The 20,153-nt window shown below is 56.7% G+C and carries 16 protein-coding genes; 13 read left to right on the forward strand and 3 right to left on the reverse strand.

The genetic code is table 11. The features are described from left to right. Positions 1–208: 208 nt before the first annotated feature. Positions 209–3,421: a hypothetical protein gene (locus K0H48_RS23785; protein WP_219269423.1), complete on the reverse strand. Its 3,213-nt coding sequence runs from the start codon at positions 3,419–3,421 to the stop codon at positions 209–211. Between the two features lie 382 nt (positions 3,422–3,803). Continuing rightward, complete coding sequence (locus K0H48_RS23790) at positions 3,804–5,714, reverse strand: sigma-54-dependent Fis family transcriptional regulator (RefSeq protein WP_219269424.1); 1,911 nt, start codon at positions 5,712–5,714, stop codon at positions 3,804–3,806. A gap of 271 nt (positions 5,715–5,985) precedes the next feature. Here K0H48_RS23790 and K0H48_RS23795 point away from each other — a divergent pair, with 271 nt between their 5' ends. From K0H48_RS23795 to fic, 10 genes are all read left to right on the forward strand, one after another. Next, on the forward strand, positions 5,986–7,506 hold the full coding sequence (locus tag K0H48_RS23795) for an aldehyde dehydrogenase family protein (protein WP_056861948.1): 1,521 nt from the start codon (positions 5,986–5,988) through the stop codon (positions 7,504–7,506). Between the two features lie 182 nt (positions 7,507–7,688). Then, positions 7,689–9,122, forward strand: coding sequence for an ethanolamine permease (gene eat, locus K0H48_RS23800; protein ID WP_219269425.1), 1,434 nt, complete (start codon positions 7,689–7,691; stop codon positions 9,120–9,122). Between the two features lie 64 nt (positions 9,123–9,186). Next, on the forward strand, positions 9,187–10,581 hold the full coding sequence (locus tag K0H48_RS23805) for an ethanolamine ammonia-lyase subunit EutB (protein WP_177033929.1): 1,395 nt from the start codon (positions 9,187–9,189) through the stop codon (positions 10,579–10,581). Beyond that, positions 10,578–11,411, forward strand: coding sequence for an ethanolamine ammonia-lyase subunit EutC (gene eutC, locus K0H48_RS23810; protein ID WP_219269426.1), 834 nt, complete (start codon positions 10,578–10,580; stop codon positions 11,409–11,411). The genes K0H48_RS23805 and eutC overlap by 4 nt, the downstream gene beginning before the upstream one ends. A 92-nt stretch (positions 11,412–11,503) precedes the next feature. Further along, positions 11,504–11,962 carry an N-acetyltransferase gene (locus K0H48_RS23815; RefSeq protein ID WP_138813679.1) on the forward strand — a complete coding sequence of 153 codons (459 nt, stop codon included), beginning with the start codon at positions 11,504–11,506 and terminating at the stop codon, positions 11,960–11,962. Positions 11,963–12,275: 313 nt separating this feature from the next. After that, positions 12,276–12,929 carry a DedA family protein gene (locus K0H48_RS23820; RefSeq protein WP_056861943.1) on the forward strand — a complete coding sequence of 218 codons (654 nt, stop codon included), beginning with the start codon at positions 12,276–12,278 and terminating at the stop codon, positions 12,927–12,929. Positions 12,930–12,935: 6 nt separating this feature from the next. After that, positions 12,936–13,766 carry a zinc-dependent peptidase gene (locus K0H48_RS23825; RefSeq protein ID WP_219269427.1) on the forward strand — a complete coding sequence of 277 codons (831 nt, stop codon included), beginning with the start codon at positions 12,936–12,938 and terminating at the stop codon, positions 13,764–13,766. Positions 13,767–13,859: 93 nt separating this feature from the next. Beyond that, positions 13,860–14,387 (forward strand): inorganic diphosphatase, encoded by a 528-nt coding sequence (gene ppa, locus K0H48_RS23830; protein WP_003176323.1) that lies wholly within the window; start codon positions 13,860–13,862, stop codon positions 14,385–14,387. Between the two features lie 214 nt (positions 14,388–14,601). Continuing rightward, the gene (locus tag K0H48_RS23835; protein ID WP_219269428.1) at positions 14,602–15,372 is read left to right on the forward strand and encodes a S24 family peptidase; all 771 of its coding nucleotides are present in this window, start codon (positions 14,602–14,604) and stop codon (positions 15,370–15,372) included. Positions 15,373–15,869: 497 nt separating this feature from the next. Beyond that, positions 15,870–16,991, forward strand: a complete 1,122-nt coding sequence (gene fic / locus K0H48_RS23840) for a protein adenylyltransferase Fic (protein ID WP_219269429.1) — start codon at positions 15,870–15,872, stop codon at positions 16,989–16,991. A 65-nt stretch (positions 16,992–17,056) separates the two neighbouring features. Here fic and K0H48_RS23845 read toward each other — a convergent pair whose 3' ends face one another. After that, entirely contained in the window at positions 17,057–17,293 is a 237-nt protein-coding gene (locus K0H48_RS23845) for a hypothetical protein (RefSeq protein ID WP_219269430.1), read from the reverse strand. Between the two features lie 554 nt (positions 17,294–17,847). On the opposite strand from K0H48_RS23845, the gene K0H48_RS23850 reads away from it, so the two are divergent. The 3 genes from K0H48_RS23850 to K0H48_RS23860 are packed head-to-tail and all read left to right on the forward strand — an operon-like array spanning position 17,848 to position 20,146. After that, on the forward strand, positions 17,848–18,420 hold the full coding sequence (locus K0H48_RS23850) for a DarT ssDNA thymidine ADP-ribosyltransferase family protein (protein ID WP_219269431.1): 573 nt from the start codon (positions 17,848–17,850) through the stop codon (positions 18,418–18,420). Continuing rightward, the gene (locus K0H48_RS23855) at positions 18,417–19,061 is read left to right on the forward strand and encodes a DUF4433 domain-containing protein (RefSeq protein ID WP_219269432.1); all 645 of its coding nucleotides are present in this window, start codon (positions 18,417–18,419) and stop codon (positions 19,059–19,061) included. Before K0H48_RS23850 ends, K0H48_RS23855 begins: the two co-directional genes overlap by 4 nt. After that, a complete protein-coding gene (locus tag K0H48_RS23860; RefSeq protein WP_219269433.1) occupies positions 19,058–20,146 on the forward strand; it encodes a macro domain-containing protein in 1,089 nt (362 codons plus the stop codon). The genes K0H48_RS23855 and K0H48_RS23860 overlap by 4 nt, the downstream gene beginning before the upstream one ends. Positions 20,147–20,153 lie beyond the last annotated feature (7 nt).

Consider the following 20,153-nt stretch of genomic DNA (forward strand, 5'->3'; position numbering starts at 1 on the left):
CCTTTCTGGAGGCATACCCAGTGCTGGTCTACGAGGGCAGCGTAGCGGGCGCAGCGTTTATTTGAGACGTCTCCAAGTGTGCAAACGCGGTTGGACTGACTGTTTAAACTTATCCCCTCCTGCGGTGACGATCAAAAGAAGCGCCTTAATGATCATCACCCTCCTGCAGCGTGGGTTGTCTAACCAACACCTACCGGGCCGCCTGCAGTCAAGAAGGCTGCGGGGGCGGTGTCGGAGCCGATGAAGCGTTCGCATAATTGCCTATTGCCTCAATAACACCATCACTGTCCTTTGCTGAAGTAGCCGTGTCATAGCGAAGATTACCCAACTCTTTCACAGTGATAGGCGTGAAGTCTTTCAACGCAGGGCCATAGGGCTGCAGTGTTTCGACATCAAACGCATACCAGTTATTGCCTCGTTGCGCCGCAACGACGGGAACGTCGCTACCACTGTTACTCAGCGGCCGATAAGTGCCATCGGCGATGGTCTGAGTGTTGGCACCGTGCGGGATATCCCAACTACGCCCACGCAGGTGAAGTCTCTCGGTAAACGAGGTCAAGTTAACAGGAGGCGCCGCTTTCAAAGCAGTATTGCCCAGTTTGAATAAACCCTTCCCGGAATCATAAAAACCCTTAAAAGGGATAGCAGCCTTGCCCCCTGACTTGGCAGCCCCTTTGAAAAAGGTCAAGGCTGAACTCACCCCTTTGGCGCCGACTGTAACAGCTTTGAAGCCGCCTTTAGCAGCAGGATTAAATAAGCCGATAAAGTCAAAAACCCCGCTGATGACTGCCTCATGTTTATCGCCCTTGATAATATTGCTCACAAGGTCGTGAAAGGGAAGGAGGCTCAACAAGAAGCTCATGGCCACTTTATTTCGAGCACTACTTTTTTCAGTATCGGTCATGCCATTGGCCGCGTCTTTTAATTTGCTTACAGCCTCTTTATAAAGATAACTTATCTTCCCTGCAAAAGTACTGAACCTATCCGTCGGAGTGTTCCCCGGCGCTAAAATATGTGGCTCTGGGCGTTCATCTGCACCTACTGTATGCCAGATCGTTTTTATGACGTGTCGCTGCCCCCCAACATTCAAACTGAAAAAAGGAGCGCGATGACTGCGCTTTATAGTCCACGTTTCAGAAACACCCGGCAGAGGATCGCCATTCTTGATAATTCTTCCTAACTGCGGTGAGTAAACATACTCAACCGCTTCACCGTTCAATGTCGTTTTAATAAGAAACGAACCCACTCCGAACAGATCAAATAACGCACTACTCTCACTGTCTTTAGGGAAATTCGAATCTTTCGATTGGCTCAAATGATGAATTTCCACTGCACCAAACTCAAAGCGCTTGCGATCTTCACTCCGCAGCTGTGATAGTTGATGTAGAAACATCTCACCCGCCGCTTTGCTGAAGCTGTCGGCGTACGCGTCAAAGACCCCAACAAAATCCTTCTTGATATTAGGCAATTTATTAATGCCTTCACGAACAACCTTATCAGAAAGGCGTGAATCATTAGACCGCCATGTGTGCCCGGGGTAAAGTTTGCCGGACATAAAAAGATCCAACAGGGAAGCGCTATGCGTAATCAGCCCAACGCGACGGGAGAATATTTTTTTGTCAAACAGGTCTGCGTTTTCTTCACCGTACACTCGTTTTAATTCTGGCAACGCCAACTCTTGGCGAGTCGGCAGTGGCGCTAGAATACCTTCCAGAGTACCGGCCAGGCGTTTGGCTTGTTTTTCCATGGCAGCCGTTACACTCGCGATGGTTTCCTCGCTATAGCCCTCGCTATTTTCCTTGATAATGTTTGTGGCTATACCCCAGTCGATCACTGCCTGCACGGCCGCCGCTTTCGCCTGATACTCTTGCTCCAGTGTCACCGGCTGCAACTGCCCTTGTTCCCTGATTTGATCATAGCGCTTGCCTACCGACGATCCTGGGGCGCGCTGTTCACGGTAAAATACTTCACCGCTGAACATTAGCCATTGCGGGGAGCCAAAACTCACTGAGGGTGGCACCTCTTTGACCGTAAACTCCGCAGCCCACATACTCATCAATTGAAACGCGGCTACCTTCGCCATCTTAGGGCCGACGATACTTTCCATATGTGCTTCAAAACGCTTGACGATCTCAGCTGGCATACGCCCTACGTTGTCTTCTTGACGCAAGTTATATCCGGCTAAATTATTGCGATCCGTCACCGCTGCTCCCCGGTTGGCTTCTAGCCCCAACGCCGTGAGCAATGCTTCCTGGGCACTGGTAGAGGTGGGCAAAGCGCCAATTGCTTCCTGCAGTTGCTTACCCAATTCACGGGCTTGAGGGGTGTCTATCAAGGCTTTTAGAAACGCCTCTGGATCTGTTTCGGCCAACGCGCTCTTAGACGCTGGAACGGCGCGACTCAAATAATCGAAAAGACTGGGAGACATCCCTCCTTCGTTCAGCGGAACCTGAGTTTGAAGAGACTTCCAGGCACTGACGGTTTCGCTTATCTTTTTCTGCGCGTCCTCGCTCAGTGGCACACTCTTAGTATGCAACCCACCATAATCACCTGCACTGGGCGCACTTAAGCGTGGCGCGAACAACACGCACTCCAAATTGGCGAGTGCTTCCAGTGTGGTTGGCACTTCCAAACCGTAACGGGTCATTAATTGCTTGAGGTTCATCGTGACAGGCTGCGGTTGTTCTTCGCGCCAAAAGACGGAGTACGGTGCGATCTCTACGGTAATGGATTCCAGCCCCGGCTTGGTGCCGGGCGCCTCAATCTGTTTTTTCAAAGCGGCGACCACGTTATGCTGCGTTTCGGCTTCGCCCGTTTTCCTTAAAATATCGACAGGCACCTGATGGTCGGACAACGCATTCGGACTGGGGCCAGAAATAAATTGACCAACAACGCTTGAAGCAACTGTGTTCGCAGTGTGCGATGACTCAACGAAATCATAAATATCTCGACGGTGCAACGTTTCAAAAGGCGCCAATTTTTTAGCGATCACCATCAAGTTATCAAACAACGCTTTAGCGCCCGGAACATCGTTGAGCTCCGGGGAGTCTTTATTTAGTTTTTTGCGCCCGCCGTCAAACCAAACTTCACCTTTGGAGTGATCAATGTGAGTAAACGCGCCCTGCCCACCAAATCTGTCTTCCAGTTGCTTGAACGCAGAAGAACGGATCACAGACTTCAGTGCTGTCACCCAGCGCCCCAGGGTCGATTCTGGCGGAACCGACACGCGCGAGCCGGCTGAAGCTTGCTTCAAATAATCTTGCTCGACACGCGCATCGGCCGCCTTTCGGGACGCCTCAGTGCCTTCCGGCGCAGCGTTTTCACTTATCGAGGATGGGGCACTGTTCGCGTGGAGGTTTGGTTGAGGAAAATTATTCTTTGGCGCGCCAAAGGGCAAAACATTTGCACTGTGCACAGTCATAGTTATCTCTTTTTCACGATTTGATTAACAGTTCCCAACACACTTGAATTAACAGTGCGAATCACGACTGCGTAAAACCGGTCAAGTTTAACGCCCGTTTAATAAGCGCCAACCTTCAGAGTCAATCATTTCCACGGCCAAAACTGGCGAGCCGTTTTAAATCCCTATAACATGAACGCAGACCACCAGATCAGCAAACCAATCAGGCAGCGCTTGACATTGAAGAGTGGTTCACCCGGCTCTCAAACATTAAGTGGCGCCACCACTCAATAAAGTTCCAAAACAAATAGCCACACCCCAACCATATCGATTGAATATAACTAACAGCGCAATAGAACCTGCCTATTAACGAAGCCCGATCTTTGAAAATATCCTTACACACTCACTCATCGTTTCGCTTGGACGCCACCACTCCATACTTGCGCAACTTTCGGTATAGCGTATTACGGCTGACGGCCAACTGCTCTGCGGTACGGGTAATATGCCAACGGTGCTGTTCAAGAGCACTCAACAGGGTTTTTCGCTCGGCCTCCTCCAAAGGCGAAGTATTCGCAGGCATACAGGGCGCAGGGCTCGGCAGGCGCACGTTCACAGGTAAATCAGCTTCTACAACACGCCCGTTCTCAGCCAACGCCACCAGCGTGCGCAATACCATGCGTAATTGCCGCACATTACCCGGCCAGGCGTAAGCGAGCAGCGCCTCCCGTGCCGCCATGTCCAGGTTGACAGGCTGCCCTTCAGACTCCTGGCCCAGTATAAAATCCAGCAATTGAGCCTTGTCGGTGCGGTCACGCAGTGCTGGCAGCGCGACCTCCAAACCATTGAGTCGGTAATACAAGTCCTCGCGAAAACTGCCCGCCCGGACTCGCTCAATCAAGTCACGATGGGTAGCACTGATGATTCGTACGTCCACCGCCTGCGCAGCCCCACCGATAGGCACCACGATGCGATCTTCCAACACCCTTAAAAGGCGGGTTTGCAGAGCGAAGGGCATATCGCCGATCTCATCGAGAAACAAGGTTCCGCCATCGGCCTGTTGCAGTTTGCCGCGCATGCCTTCTTTAAGGGCCCCGGTAAAACTGCCACCGCGATAGCCGAACAATTCGCTCTCAATCAGGTTTTCGGGTATGGCAGCACAATTGAGGGCGACGAAAGGCTTGCTGGTACGCAGGCTGGCCTGATGCACGGCCTTGGCGAAGGCCTCTTTGCCGCAACCGGTCTCGCCGCGGATCAGCAACGGTACGTCGCGCTCAAATACCTTCAGCGCCTTGCGAAAATCACTTTGCAGGGCTGCATCACCCAAGCAGATTCCGGGTAACCGTGGTGCCTCGGGCTTGGCCATTGGAGCCGGCACACTGAGTGGCTGCCCGCGCAACGCGGCAAATAGCTTGCGACCATCGCGCGTACGCAACGGCCAACTAGCGGTGGCATTGGCACTGGCGCGGCCGAGCAACTGGTCCAGCGAGCATTCGAAAAACGCCTCCACCGGCTGCCCCAGCAAACCGCCACGCGCTTGCCCCAGCAGGTTCAGCGCACTCTGGTTGAGCGCGCAGATACGCCCTTCACCGTCGAACGCCAGCAACCCTTCGCTGAACAACCCCACGGACTCCGCCTGCAAGTGAAAGCGCAGCAGCCAATGCTTTTCAAAATGGCGCAGGAAGTAACAACTTTCGATCATCTTGGCCGACAGGTTCACCAGCGCCATGGTGTGGAACTGGCTTTGACGCGACACCGCCTCACGCGCCGATGACACGTCCAGCACAGCCAGCAATTCGCCGTAGGGATCGAACACCGGGCTCGCTGAGCAGGTCAGGCCGGTGTGGCGGCCGCGAAAATGCTCATCACGGTGAATGGTCAGCGACTGGCGCTCCACCAGGCAGGTGCCGATGCCGTTGGTGCCTTCACAGGCCTCGCTCCAGTCGGCGCCCAGCCACAGCCCGGCGCGCTCGAAAACCTGGCGCTCGGCCGGCGCGGTAACGCAGTTGAGGATCACCCCACGCGCATCGGTGAGCAGCACCGCATGCCCGGCGCCGGAGAGCTGTTGATGCAGGTTGTTCATCTCGCTGCCGGCAATGTGCAGCACTTGCTGCATACGCTCGCGGCTTTCCAGCAGGCGCCCGTGCTCCAGCACTGTGGGGGCCATGGTCAGCGCGGGGTCGAGGTGATAATCCTCCAGGCAGCGCAGCCAGGAGCGGGCGATGGACGGGTCGCTGCCGGGGCCGTGGCCGGGATCTTGCCCACGGGTGACGGTCAGGACTTGCTGGGCATGGCGACTGAAATGATCGTTATGCATGTTCTTATTATTCTCCCTGCGTGAGAACGGCCAGCATCCCCCAGCCATCCGCCCATTGCAATCGTGCGTCAACCCACTCGTCAGAGGCTGTACCGTTTATGGCACAAACTGTCACTCCACCTGTACCAAGCCTGTCACAGCAACGCCTTGCAACAAAGCCCAAGCCCTTGATTTACCTGGCGTGCACAGCGGTGGCCCGTCCTTTGCTCTACGCTTTATCAAGCGCAATATCGCTGTACTCCAATAAACATAAAAGCAGGAGATAACCACCATGCGTTACGCACATCCCGGTACTGAAGGCTCGATCGTGTCCTTCAAAGCCAAGTACGGCAACTTCATCGGCGGCGAATTCGTTGCGCCGGTGGACGGCAACTATTTCACCAACACCTCGCCGGTCAACGGCAAGCCTATCGCCGAATTCCCGCGCTCCACCGCCAAAGACATCGACAAGGCACTGGATGCCGCCCACGCCGCCGCTGACGCCTGGGGCAAGACCTCGGCTCAGGACCGTTCGCTGGTGCTGCTGAAAATCGCCGACCGTATCGAACAAAACCTCGAACTGCTGGCCATCACCGAGACCTGGGACAACGGCAAGGCCGTGCGTGAAACCCTCAACGCCGACATCCCGCTGGCCGCCGACCACTTCCGCTACTTCGCCGGTTGCATCCGCGCCCAGGAAGGCACCAGCGCCGAGATCAACGAACTCACCGCTTCCTACCACTTCCACGAGCCGCTGGGGGTGGTTGGCCAGATCATCCCGTGGAACTTCCCGCTGCTGATGGCTGCGTGGAAACTCGCACCGGCCCTGGCCGCCGGTAACTGCGTGGTGCTCAAACCCGCCGAGCAAACCCCGCTGGGCATCAACGTGCTAATGGAGTTGATCGGCGACCTGCTGCCGCCGGGCGTGCTGAACGTGGTGCACGGCTTCGGTAAAGAAGCGGGCGAAGCCCTGGCCACCAGCAAGCGTATCGCCAAGATCGCCTTCACCGGTTCCACGCCGGTGGGCTCGCACATCATGCACGCGGCGGCCGAAAACATTATTCCGTCGACGGTCGAGCTGGGCGGCAAGTCGCCGAACATCTTCTTTGCCGACATCATGAAAGCCGAACCTTCGTTTATCGAAAAAGCCGCCGAAGGCCTGGTGCTGGCGTTCTTCAACCAGGGCGAAGTGTGCACCTGCCCTTCCCGCGCACTGGTGGAAGAGTCGATCTATGACGACTTCATGAAAGTGGTGATGAAGAAGATCGAGCAGATCAAACGCGGCGACCCGCTGGACACCGACACCATGGTCGGTGCCCAGGCGTCCGAGCAGCAGTTCGACAAGATCCTGTCCTACCTGGAAATCGCCAAGGGCGAAGGCGCGCAACTGCTTACCGGCGGTAAGGTCGAGCAGCTGACGGGCGACATGGCCGGTGGTTATTACATCCAGCCGACCCTGCTCAAGGGTACCAATGAGATGCGCGTGTTCCAGGAAGAAATCTTCGGCCCAGTGGTGAGCATCACCACCTTCAAGGACGAAGCCGAAGCCCTGGCGATTGCCAACGACACCGAGTTCGGCCTCGGCGCAGGCGTGTGGACCCGCGACATCAACCGCGCCTACCGCATGGGCCGCGCGATCAAGGCGGGCCGTGTGTGGACCAACTGCTACCACCTGTACCCGGCGCATGCCGCGTTTGGTGGCTACAAGAAGTCCGGCGTGGGCCGTGAGACCCACAAGATGATGTTGGATCACTACCAGCAGACCAAGAACCTGCTGGTGAGCTACGACATTAATCCGTTGGGCTTTTTCTAACCCTCCCGATCGTTCCCACGCTCTGCGTGGGAATGCCGCCTGGGACGCTCCGCGTCCCGATGTCTGCACAAGGCTCAAGCCGGTGCAAGGTGACGCAGAGCGTCACGGGATGCATTCCCACGCAGAGCGTGGGAATAATCTCGCTTGCTACACACAATAATAACAACGGACGGTACTTTCCCATGCCTAGCGAACCCACTGGCTCTTCCGTCGACTTCGAAAAAGTCGGCACCGACTATTTCCAACAACGCGAACTGAAAAAAGGCGCCGCCGGCTGGGTGCTGCTGGTCGGCCTTGGCGTTGCCTACGTGATCTCCGGCGACTACGCCGGTTGGAACTTCGGCCTGGCCCAGGGCGGCTGGGGCGGTATGTTCCTCGCCACCTTACTGATGGCCACCATGTACCTGTGCATGTGTTTCTCCCTGGCCGAACTGTCTTCCATGATTCCTACCGCCGGCGGTGGCTATGGCTTTGCCCGCAGCGCCTTCGGCCCTTGGGGCGGGTTCCTCACCGGCACCGCCATCCTTATCGAATACGCCATCGCCCCCGCCGCCATCGCGGTGTTTATCGGCGCCTACTGCGAGTCGTTGTTCGGCATCGGCGGCTGGATGATTTACCTGGCGTTCTACATCATCTTTATCGGCATCCACATCTTTGGCGTGGGTGAAGCCCTGAAGCTGATGTTTGTGATCACCGCCATCGCAGCGATTGCCTTGGGCGTGTTCCTGGTGTCGATGGTGCCGCACTTCAACGTCGCCAACTTGCTCGATATCCCGGTGACCGAGGCCAAGGGCGCCAGCACCTTCCTGCCGTTCGGTTATGTCGGTGTGTGGGCGGCGATTCCCTACGCGATCTGGTTTTTCCTCGCCGTCGAAGGCGTGCCCCTGGCCGCCGAAGAAACCAAGAACCCCAAGCGTGACCTGCCGCGTGGCTTAATCGGCGCCATTGTGGTGCTGACCAGCTTTGCCCTGTTGATTCTGGTGATTGCGCCAGGCGGCGCCGGCACCTATGCGCTGATCAAATCCGGTAACCCGCTGGTCGAAGCGCTGGCCTTGTCGTACGGCGGCTCGACCTGGATGGGCAGCTTCGTCAACCTGGTCGGCCTGGCCGGGCTGATCGCGAGCTTTTTCTCGATTATCTACGCCTATTCGCGGCAGATCTTTGCTTTGTCCCGCGCCGGCTACCTGCCGCGCAAGCTGTCGCAGACCAATAAAAGCAAGGCACCGGTGCTGGCATTGGTGATCCCGGGCATCATCGGTTTTGGCCTGTCGCTGACCGGCCAGGGAGACTTGCTGATTCTGGTGGCGGTGTTCGGCGCGACCATTTCCTACGTGCTGATGATGGCCGCGCACATCACCTTGCGCATCCGTCGCCCCAAAATGGAGCGTCCGTACCGCACGCCGGGCGGTATCTTTACCTCCAGCGTCGCGCTGGTACTGGCCTGCGTGGCCGTGGTAGCGGGCTTTCTGGTGGATCCACGGGTGGTGATTGGCGCTGCGATCATCTATGGAGTATTAATTGCTTACTTTGCTTTCTACAGCCGGCATCACTTGGTAGCAGGCACGCCCGAAGAGGAATTCGCGGCGATCCAGGCCGCAGAGGCCGCCTTGCACTGATAGCCGTAAACCTCGACGCGGGCGCCTTGCTCACGAGCAGCCCGCGTCGCCAAGGAGACACTGTATGGCAAGCTTTTCCCACGCGGTAGGTACACAGACCTACCGCTTCGACAGCCTCAAAGACGTGATGGCCAAGGCCAGCCCGGCGCGTTCCGGCGACTTCCTGGCGGGCGTGGCGGCGCAAAACGACGGCGAGCGCGTCGCGGCGCAAATGGCGCTGGCGAATATCCCGTTGAAACACTTCCTCGAAGAAGTGCTGATCCCCTACGAAAGCGACGAAGTCACCCGGCTGATCATCGACACCCACGATAAACAGGCGTTTAGCGCAGTCAGCCACCTCACCGTTGGCGGCCTGCGCGACTGGCTGCTCAGCGATGCGGCCGACGAACATTCCCTGCGTGCTTTGGCGCCCGGGCTGACCCCGGAGATGGCCGCCGCCGTCTCCAAAATCATGCGCGTGCAGGATTTGGTGCTGGTGGCGCAGAAGATCCGCGTGGTCACCCAGTTTCGCGGCACCATGGGCCTGCGCGGGCGCCTGTCGACCCGCCTGCAACCCAACCACCCGACGGATGAACCCGCAGGCATCGCTGCAAGCATTCTCGACGGCCTGCTCTACGGCAACGGCGACGCCATGATCGGCATCAACCCGGCCACCGACAGCATCGCCTCGATCTGCGCCATGCTGGAGATGCTCGACGCGATCATCCAGCGCTACGAAATCCCCACCCAAGCCTGCGTGCTCACCCACGTGACCACCTCCATCGAAGCCATCAACCGTGGCGTGCCGCTGGACCTGGTGTTTCAGTCGATTGCCGGCACCGAGGCAGCCAACGCCAGTTTCGGCATCAGCCTGAGCGTGCTGCAGGAAGGCTACGAGGCGGGTTTGAGCCTGAATCGCGGCACCTTGGGCCAGAACCTGATGTATTTCGAAACCGGCCAGGGCAGCGCCTTGTCGGCCAACGCGCATTTTGGCGTCGACCAGCAAACCTGTGAAACCCGCGCCTACGCCGTGGCACGGCATTTCAAACCGTTTTTGGTCAACACAGTTGTAGGCTTTATCGGCCCGGAGTACCTGTACAACGGCAAACAGATCATCCGTGCCGGCCTCGAAGACCACTTCTGCGGCAAGCTGCTTGGCGTACCGATGGGCTGTGATATCTGCTACACCAACCACGCCGAAGCCGACCAGGATGACATGGACACCCTGCTGACCTTGCTGGGCGTGGCCGGGATCAACTTCATCATGGGCATCCCGGGCTCCGACGACATCATGCTCAACTACCAGACCACCTCGTTCCACGACGCCCTGTACGCCCGGCAAACATTGGGTTTAAAGCCAGCGCCGGAGTTTGAACAGTGGCTGGCGAAAATGGGCATATTCACCCAAGCCGACGGCAAGGTGCACTTCGGCAACAGCCTGCCACCAGCGTTTCGCCACGCCTTGAAGCAATTAGGATGAAGGAGCCGCCTGTGCAACTCGACCTGCCTGACAACCCGTGGCTGGAGCTGCGCCGCCTCACGCCTGCGCGTATTGCGCTGGGCCGCACCGGCACCAGCATCCCCACCAAGGCGCAGCTGGACTTTCAATTTGCCCACGCCCAGGCGCGCGATGCGGTGCACTTGCCCTTCGACCATGCGGGCCTGAGCAGCCAAATGGCCGAGCGTGGGCGTGACAGCCTGTTGCTGCACAGTGCTGCGGTAGACCGGCACATGTACCTGCAACGCCCGGATTTAGGCCGACGGTTAAGTGATGAATCAGCTCAGAGCCTGCGCGACTATGCCGACGCCAACCCCGGTGGGGTGGATTTAGCCGTGGTGGTGGCCGATGGCCTGTCGGCGCTGGCGGTGCATAAACATACGCTGCCGTTTCTTACGCGCATGGAGGAACAGACCCAGGCTGAAGGCTGGTCCTTGTCGCCGGTGATTCTGGTGGAACAGGGTCGCGTGGCTGTGGCCGATGAAATCGGCCAGTTGCTCGGGGCCAAGATGGTGGTGATTCTGATCGGCGAACGGCCGGGGCTCAGCTCGCCGGACAGCCTGGGGTTGTATTTCACCTACAACCCCAAGGTCGGCCTCACCGATGCCTACCGCAACTGCATCTCCAATGTACGCCTGGAGGGTCTGAGCTACGGCATGGCCGCCCATCGCCTGCTTTACTTGATGAAAGAGGCGTGTCGTCGGCAGCTGTCGGGAGTCAACCTCAAGGACGAGGCGCAGGTTCAGACCATCGAATCGGATGATCCTGACCTGACAAAAGGCAACTTCCTGCTCAGCCCACCCAATGACTGATCGCTGCACGATTGCGCTTTTTTGCGTCATTAGGCAGCATCGAGTCACGGCCGCGTGTGTGGTCATACCCCATTTGGAAGTTGAGGCCTGGCATGCGGATTACTCAAGCGACCCTGGAACACCTGGACCTGTTGACCCCGTTGTTCGTCAAATACCGCGAGTTTTATGGCGCACTGCCCTTCCCGGATTCATCGCGGGCCTTTCTGGAAAAGCGCCTGCGCCGTAAAGAATCGGTGATCTACCTGGCTCTGGCGGACGATGACGACAAGAAGTTGCTAGGGTTCTGCCAGCTGTACCCGAGCTTTTCGTCGCTGTCGCTTAAACGCGTGTGGATCCTCAACGACATCTACGTCGCCGAAGATGCCCGCCGGCAGTTGGTGGCCGACAACCTGATGCGCACCGCGAAGAAGATGGCCAAGGAGACCCAGGCCGTACGGCTGCGGGTATCGACCAGCAGTGACAATGAGGTGGCGCAGAAGACCTATGAGTCGATCGGGTTTCGGGAGGATACGGAGTTCAAGAACTACGTGCTGCCGATCAGTGAGGACTGAGCAAACACCACCGATCCACTGTGGGAGCTGGCTTGCCTGCGATAGCGGAGTATCAGCGGATACATCATTACCTGGCCCACCGCTATCGCAGGCAAGCCAGCTCCCACATTTACATCTAGGCAACATTTGGATCGGTGTAAAGCCTTGCTACCAGCGACACTCCCCGCTACAAAACCAACACGCTTTTCACCTCTCAATCCGTATAATGCGGACCTCTCAGAGCTGTAAGAATCGCGACATAAGCTTGTAGCCTAACTTACCCGTAGCTTCCGCACAGGCCTGCTGAGCCGGGCCATTCACACAGGTGCCATCCATGGACTTCAACCCGCTCGACCTTATCCTGCATCTCGACGTGTACCTCGACATGCTGGTAAGAAACTACGGAGTGTGGATCTACGCCATTCTGTTCCTGGTTATCTTTTGCGAAACCGGTCTGGTGGTTATGCCTTTCCTGCCCGGTGACTCCTTGCTGTTTATCGCCGGCGCCATCGCCGCAGGCGGCGGCATGGACCCGGTACTGCTGGGCGGCCTGTTAATGCTCGCAGCTATCCTCGGCGACAGTACCAACTACGTGATCGGACGAACGGCCGGGGAACGCTTGTTCAGCAACCCGAACTCGAAAATCTTCCGCCGCGACTACCTGCAAAAAACCCACGATTTCTACGACAAGCACGGCGGCAAAACCGTGACCCTGGCGCGCTTCCTGCCAATCCTGCGCACCTTTGCACCGTTCGTGGCCGGTATCGCCAAAATGCCTTACCCACGCTTCTTCGGCTTCAGCGTGTTCGGCACCATCCTGTGGGTTGGCGGCCTGGTCACCCTGGGTTACTTCTTCGGCAACGTGCCGTTTATCAAGAAGAACCTCTCGCTGCTGGTGGTGTTTATCATCCTGCTGTCGCTGGTGCCGATGATCATCGGCGTGTTCCGCAGCCGGTTTGGCCGCAGTTCCGAAGCCAAGCCGCAGTAACCGGCAATGTGGTCCCTCAGCGCCTGGCGTCGCCGGCGCCTGCTGGCCAAGCATCCGATTGCCGATGACACCTGGCAGCGGGTGCGCCATCACCTGACCTTTCTCGACGGCATCAGCGCCGAGCAGGACCAATGGCTGCGCGAAGCCTGCGTGGTGTTCCTGAGTGAAAAGCACCTCACCGCCCTGCCCGGCGTCGACCTGCATCAGGAACAACGCCTGCTGCTCGCCGCCCAGGCACAGTTGCCGCTGATGAACCTGGGCGACCTCGACTGGTATCAGGGCTTCCACGAAATCGTGCTGTACCCCGACGACTTCCTGAGCCCCCAGCGCCATCGCGATGCCAGCGGTGTCGAGCACGAGTGGGACGGTGAGCACAGCGGCGAAGCCTGGCAGCAAGGCCCGGTGATCCTCGCCTGGCCCGGCGTTCTGGCCAGCGGCCAGTGGGAAGGCTACAACCTGGTGATCCACGAGCTGGCGCACAAGCTGGACATGCTCAACGGCGACGCCAACGGCCTGCCGCCGCTGCACCACGACATGCGCGTGCAGGAATGGGCCAGCGTGATGCAAAGCGCCTTTGACGACCTCAACCGCCAGCTGGATGCCAACCCGGACGCCGAAACGGACATCGACCCCTACGCCGCCGAAAACCCGGCGGAATTCTTTGCTGTCACCAGCGAATATTTTTTCAGTGCCCCGGATTTACTGGTCGGCACTTATCCCCAGGTGTACGCACAACTGAGCCGCTTCTATCGCCAGGACCCGCTGGCCCGCCTGCACCAACTGCAAACCAGCGATGCCCGTTACCAGACTGAACCGCTGGCGCCACACGACGTCTGACGCATGGCATCGGCGTCAGAATATGCCTATAATCGCCGCCACTTTTAGGCCAATCCGGCCATGTTTCATGGCCAACTACGGGGGCATCGCCCAATGAGCTACAGCAAGATTCCGGCTGGCAAAGACCTGCCGAACGACATCTACGTCGCCATCGAAATTCCGGCCAACCACGCGCCGATCAAATACGAAATCGACAAAGACAGCGACTGCCTGTTCGTTGACCGTTTCATGGCCACCCCGATGTTCTACCCGGCCAACTACGGTTTTATCCCTAACACCCTGGCTGACGACGGTGACCCCCTCGACGTGCTGGTAGTAACCCCTTACCCGGTTACCCCAGGCTCGGTGATTCGCGCGCGCCCAGTCGGCATCCTGAACATGACCGACGACGGCGGCGGCGATGCCAAAGTTATCGCGGTGCCACACGACAAGCTGTCCCAGCTGTACGTGGACGTGAAGGAATACACCGACCTGCCGCCACTGCTGCTGGAACAGATCAAGCACTTCTTCGAGAACTACAAAGACCTCGAAAAAGGCAAATGGGTGAAGATCGACGGTTGGGGCAACGCAGACGCCGCCCGCGCCGAGATCATGAAGTCGGTTGCTGCCTACAAAGGCTGACACCCGCTCCTCATTGCCCCGGCAATCAAAAAAGCCCCGACGATTCGGGGCTTTTTTTGTGGGAAAAATTAAACGCTGAGTGCAATGTTTAATTCGACGCGTTTAATAAAGTTAGATAGCTGAAATATCAGCCTACAACTAAGCAAATCCCTACACGCGAAACTCAACGCATAGTTTATTTGATGTATTTTTCCGGCCAGTAAACTCTGCGTTTATGAATACATCAGGTGATCGACTAAAAGCGTTACTGCGGGAAGTTCATCTTTCCGCCTCCGACTTCGCCAAAAACCGTGGTGTCACGCCTCAACACGTGAACAACTGGTTCAAGCGCGGCGTGCCCATGGGCCGACTCAACGAGATCGCAGAACTGCTCTGCGTCTCCAGCCGTTGGCTGCGCACCGGCGAAGGCCTCAAACACCCACCGGCCAACTTCCTGCTGGAAGGCCCGGACCCAAGGAAAGGCATCGCCACCCGCGAAGAAAGCGGCAAGTACCTCACGGGCCCCGCCCGTCTCCCAGAAAAAATCGACGTGGAGATCCCCCTCCACCCCACTTTCACCTCGACCGAGCGCATCCGCGTCTCCCTGCACACCCTCGAAACCCTCAACGTAAACCCCGACCGCGCGGTAGGCGCCTACATGGTCGACAACAGCATGACCGACATCATCCAGCAAGGCGCCACCCTCGCCATCGACCGAGGCCGCAGCCAAATCACCGACGGTGAAATCTACGCCGTCGAACACGACGGCATGCTTCGCATCAAATACCTCTACAACCGCCCCGGCGGCGGCCTGCGCATGCGCAGCCACAACGCCAACGAACACCCGGACGAATACCTCACCCACGAACAACGCTTTGAACAGAACTTCGAGATCGTCGGCTGGGTGTTCTGGTGGTCCACCCTCAACAACCGCAGGCCGGTCCCACTGGACGAACACCTGCTGGGCTGGGAAGGCTCTAAATCGGACCCGGAGGTAGGCATATGAGGTGAATGTGGGTAGAATGCCGCCCACATTTGGCTGGGGGTGGCTTTGCGCTACCTATCCTGCCTGGCGATGCGGAGGAGTTCCCGCAGATGCCCCTACTATTCAGCCCGACGCGATGTGGGCTGAGCGATTTTAAGGCTGGTGAGGTTTGTCAAAAACAAGCTGAGGCAGTCCCCGAGAAGCCGGCCACAAGCCGGCTTTTTAATGCCATTTAAACCTCAAAAACGCGTGGGTACCTGCTGGGGCGAGTAGGTCCGCTGCGTACTATCACCTCTACTCCGCAAAAACTCTGTTCTAAAGCGCACGCCTAAATGAATAGTCGCCTGGCCGGTTGGCTCTTAGCTAAAGTGTCGTCGCCAGCGACACAAGAACAAGACATGTCGCAAAAATCACAAAATAGCGACACATGACGCCCACATGCTTACACTGATGCCATGAGAGGACGTTTATGACAGCGACCTCGCCTATAAATGGACCTCGTGGACACACTCTCATCCATGACAACACCTCATTTCCCATGGCAAGCAGACAAGCCTTACAACCAGCTTCCGCCACTGCCGCCGTCAGCAGAGCTGGAAACCCGGGCAGTACTCAAACGCTGCATTGAAGCCCGCGCAGCCTTGGCCGAATTGAAACAAGCCGCCGAGCTGATCCCTAACCAAACGATGCTGATCAATACCATCCCCTTGCTGGAAGCCAAGGACAGCTCCGAGATCGAAAGTATCGTCACCACCACGGACTTGCTCTTCCAGCATGCCCAGGATGGGGCCAACCATGCAGATCCCGCGACCAAAGAGGCCCTGCGGTACCGCAAGGCTCTTCATAACGGTTACCAATCGTTGGCTGAGCGCCCACTCTCCACAGGCACGGCAGTAGAAATCTGTCGCACGCTCAAGGGCGTGAACATGGACATTCGCCGTGTACCAGGCGTCCAGCTAGCCAATGACCGCACCGGCGAGATCATCTACACGCCACCAGAGGGCGAAGATCGCTTACGCGACTTGCTAGCCAATTGGGAACGTTTTTTACACAACGAGACAGACCTCGATCCTTTGGTACGCATGGCCGTGGGGCACTATCAATTCGAGGCCATTCACCCGTTCACCGACGGCAATGGCCGCACCGGCCGGGTAATCAATACCCTGTATCTGATTCAGGAAGGTCTGCTGAATCTACCGATTCTCTACCTTAGCCATTTCATCATTGCGCATAGAGCCGATTACTACCGACTACTGCTTGATGTGACCCGCGAGCAAGCCTGGGAGCCCTGGCTGCTTTACATGCTCACCGCAGTAGAAGAAACCGCCCGATGGACCAGTGCCAAAATTGCCGCCATTCGCAGCCTATCCGAGCACACAAGCCAGTTTGTTCGCGAACGTCTGCCGAAAACCTATACCCGCGAATTAGTGGATGTGATTTTCGAGCAACCCTACTGCCGCATTAGCAACGTCGTCGATAAGCAGATCGCTCAACGCCAGGCTGCCTCTCGCTACCTCAAAGAGTTGGTCTCCATTGGCGTTCTACAGGAGGTTCAGGTTGGCAAGGAAAAGCTCTTCATTCACCCCAAGCTGATGCAGCTACTGATTCGCGACAGCAACGACTTCAAGACGTACGCCTGAGCCATACTGAAGGACATTGAGTATTGAGTCGCCTGAACGGTGAAGACTGAACAGGCGACGTTTTCTTACTTCGGCTGCATACACTCCACAGCTCGATCCGCCACCATCTTCGCCATCTCCACCAAATGCATCACCGCCCTATGCGGCGCACCCAGCGGTTCACCAAGCGCCTGCGACGTAGCCACCGCACACTGCAGCAACTCGGCCACGCGCACCCAGGCATCTTCAAAGCTCAGCTCTTCATTAACAGTAAATGGCTTAGTTGCAGCAGATGAGGGTAAATCCGAAATAACGTTATCCATAGAAAACCTCTAGCGGTAAGTGAATACCACCGTCCTTTCGCGACTAAACGAGCAGAGGTGGCGGCTGTACGCAGGTTAGTCGACCGGCCGCTAGGCACCGGCGCACCCGAAGGTGCCCTGCGCACAGCCACCATAAAGTGCAGGTGAGGAAACACCTGGCTTTGGGATGGCGCGTGCGCCTAGCGAAGTCCGGGCGACTAAACCCGATCACTGAAAAAACAGTGACGGAACGCAGCCTAGTCGCGGAATTTAGCTGGCGCAAGCGACTGGGATTCTCTAGGAAACGTCCTGCAAATGAAAGGGATCCGCCCTGCTGGCACATAGAATTCGAGCGGCCTACACGACCTGTTGTTCCGATTAACTGTCAGCAGTAGTCAGTGAAAAGCACATGAGCCATTCAACCAAACCCCTTTCATTAGTTGAACCTCGCGAGCCGAAGTGATATCACAATAGAATCACCCTCTCTAATCCTGCGATACTTATTGGGCTGCCTGCACTGATGAGCAAGCAGGGATGAAGCTAGCTCAACTCATGCATAGGTCAAGGAGACCGACATGCCGGACATCAGGGAACAAAAACTTCTTTATCACCTCACTTCGCTTGAAAACCTGAGCAGCATTTTTCAGAACGGATTGAAACCGAGAGCTCAACTCAAAGCGTTCGCAGATGTGGCTGATGCGGAGATTTTGAAAAAACGACAAGGTCTGGCATTAGAGCAGTACGTGCCTTTTCACTGGTTTGCCAAGAACCCATTTGATGGAAGCGTCCAGCGCAGACGGCCTGACGATCAATTCGTCGTAATCTCGGTTCACCGCAACGTGGCGGTTAGAAACCAGTGGAAAATCATTCCCCGCCATCCATTAGCTAATGATGCGATTCAATTGCTCGACTATGCCGAAGGCTTCGCAGCAATTAATTGGGACGTCATGAATGCCAGGGACTACCACGACCCACAATGCAAAAGCATCTGTATGGCAGAGTGCCTATCGCCGAAAGTCGTTTTTCCTAACGATTTCTTTAAGGTTTTTGTTTCAAATGCCGAAGTTGAGGCCCTGTGCGAGGCTAAAATGCGCCAGGCCGGTGTTAATGTAGAATTCGGAGTGAATCGGGGAATGTTTCTTAGATGATTTATAGCAGTCTGAATCCAGAAAAAGCGCTGATTTGGCGGATAGTCCACCGCGATAATCTGCCCTGGATTCTGGACAACGGCCTGCACTGCGCCAGCTCCGAGGTGCAGGCCCCCCAGTACGTGAACATTGGCAACGCTGACTTAATCGACAAACGCCGCACTCGCCGTGTGCCTATCGCGCCTGCAGGTGTGTTGGCCGACTACGTGCCCTTCTACTTCACCCCTTTCTCTGTGATGATGAAAAATATCCACTCCGGGTGGAGTGTTCAGCAACGCAGCAATGACGAGATCGTGATCTTGGTCTCTAGCCTGCACCGCGTCGCTGAGCTAGGCCTACCGTTCGTCTTCACAAACGCACACGCTTATCCGGATTGGACAGACTATTACAACGATCCGGAGAATCTCCATGAGATCGATTGGTCTATCCTTCAACGACGCGACTTCAAACGTGACCCCGATGACCCTCGCAAGATGGAGCGTTATCAGGCTGAAGCGCTGATTCACCACCACCTACCGATTACAGGACTCCTTGGCATCATGTGCTACACCGATGCAATGAAAGAACGCATACAGCAGGACGTCGCCGCTAGAGGCCTGACATTGTCTGTGCATGCGCGTCCGGGATGGTATTTCCAATGATCAGATTCACCCAAGGCAACCTTTTGGAAGCCAACACCGAAGCGCTCGTCAATACGGTGAATACCGTGGGCGTGATGGGCAAAGGTATCGCGCTGATGTTCAAAGAGCGCTTTGCGGAAAATTATCGCCTGTACGCAGCTGCCTGCAAGGCTGGCGAGGTAGAAACCGGCAAGGTCCACGTAACGGCGGTCAACGAACTGGATGGTCCTCAATGGATCGTTAACTTCCCGACCAAACGTCACTGGCGATCGCCATCGCAGATGGCATGGATAACCGAAGGTCTGCACGATCTACGTCGTTTTTTGATCGAAAACCATGTGAAGTCTGTAGCGGTTCCACCGTTGGGCGCGGGTAATGGCGGCCTGAAATGGCCGGAAGTCCGTGAGCAGATTGTTGATGTCTTGAGTGATTTGGATGTCGATGTGCTGGTATTTGAGCCTTCCAATCAGTACCTGAACGTCGCCAAGCGAAGTGGCGTGGAGAAGCTCACTCCCGCCCGTGCACTCATTGCTGAGCTGGTCCGTCGCTACTGGGTTTTAGGTATGGAATGCAGTCTGCTTGAAATTCAGAAGTTGGCCTGGTTTCTAGAACGCGCCATTGAGAAGCTGCCGGATGCAAAAAAACCGTTGGATCTAAAGTTCGTTGCCCATAAATATGGGCCGTATGCCAATCGGTTGGAGCATTTGCTTAATAACCTGGATGGCAGCTATCTGCATTGCGACAAACGCATCAGCGATGCAGGTATCAGCGATGTAATCTGGTTTGACCAAGACCGTAAAGCTTTCCTCCAAGCCTACCTGAAGACGGAGGCCAAGGAATATTCACAAGCACTGGAGCTTACCGCCGAGTTGATCGACGGCTTTGAGTCCCCCTTCGGTATGGAGTTGTTAGCGACGGTCGACTGGTTACTTAGCCAGGAACACGTTTCCCCGACGGTTACCGCTGTGCGTGAAGCATTGAAACGTTGGGACGGCGGTTCAGGTGCGGCTACTCGCAAAAACAAGCTGTTTGACGATCAAGCGATTGATATTGCGCTGAAGCGGCTGACCTCCAGTATTTTCAGGCCTCAGCTGGCCACCTGCTAGAGTGGTC

This window comes from Pseudomonas sp. Xaverov 259 (assembly GCF_019352915.1).
Taxonomy (GTDB): domain Bacteria; phylum Pseudomonadota; class Gammaproteobacteria; order Pseudomonadales; family Pseudomonadaceae; genus Aquipseudomonas.

Coding starts and splice junctions, on each gene's coding strand:
- K0H48_RS23785 (WP_219269423.1), bottom strand. CDS start 3,421: ATGACTGTGCACAGTGCAAATGTTTTGCCCTTTGGCGCGCCAAAGAAT.
- K0H48_RS23790 (WP_219269424.1), bottom strand. CDS start 5,714: ATGCATAACGATCATTTCAGTCGCCATGCCCAGCAAGTCCTGACCGTC.
- K0H48_RS23795 (WP_056861948.1), top strand. CDS start 5,986: ATGCGTTACGCACATCCCGGTACTGAAGGCTCGATCGTGTCCTTCAAA.
- eat (WP_219269425.1), top strand. CDS start 7,689: ATGCCTAGCGAACCCACTGGCTCTTCCGTCGACTTCGAAAAAGTCGGC.
- K0H48_RS23805 (WP_177033929.1), top strand. CDS start 9,187: ATGGCAAGCTTTTCCCACGCGGTAGGTACACAGACCTACCGCTTCGAC.
- eutC (WP_219269426.1), top strand. CDS start 10,578: ATGAAGGAGCCGCCTGTGCAACTCGACCTGCCTGACAACCCGTGGCTG.
- K0H48_RS23815 (WP_138813679.1), top strand. CDS start 11,504: ATGCGGATTACTCAAGCGACCCTGGAACACCTGGACCTGTTGACCCCG.
- K0H48_RS23820 (WP_056861943.1), top strand. CDS start 12,276: ATGGACTTCAACCCGCTCGACCTTATCCTGCATCTCGACGTGTACCTC.
- K0H48_RS23825 (WP_219269427.1), top strand. CDS start 12,936: ATGTGGTCCCTCAGCGCCTGGCGTCGCCGGCGCCTGCTGGCCAAGCAT.
- ppa (WP_003176323.1), top strand. CDS start 13,860: ATGAGCTACAGCAAGATTCCGGCTGGCAAAGACCTGCCGAACGACATC.
- K0H48_RS23835 (WP_219269428.1), top strand. CDS start 14,602: ATGAATACATCAGGTGATCGACTAAAAGCGTTACTGCGGGAAGTTCAT.
- fic (WP_219269429.1), top strand. CDS start 15,870: ATGACAACACCTCATTTCCCATGGCAAGCAGACAAGCCTTACAACCAG.
- K0H48_RS23845 (WP_219269430.1), bottom strand. CDS start 17,293: ATGGATAACGTTATTTCGGATTTACCCTCATCTGCTGCAACTAAGCCA.
- K0H48_RS23850 (WP_219269431.1), top strand. CDS start 17,848: ATGCCGGACATCAGGGAACAAAAACTTCTTTATCACCTCACTTCGCTT.
- K0H48_RS23855 (WP_219269432.1), top strand. CDS start 18,417: ATGATTTATAGCAGTCTGAATCCAGAAAAAGCGCTGATTTGGCGGATA.
- K0H48_RS23860 (WP_219269433.1), top strand. CDS start 19,058: ATGATCAGATTCACCCAAGGCAACCTTTTGGAAGCCAACACCGAAGCG.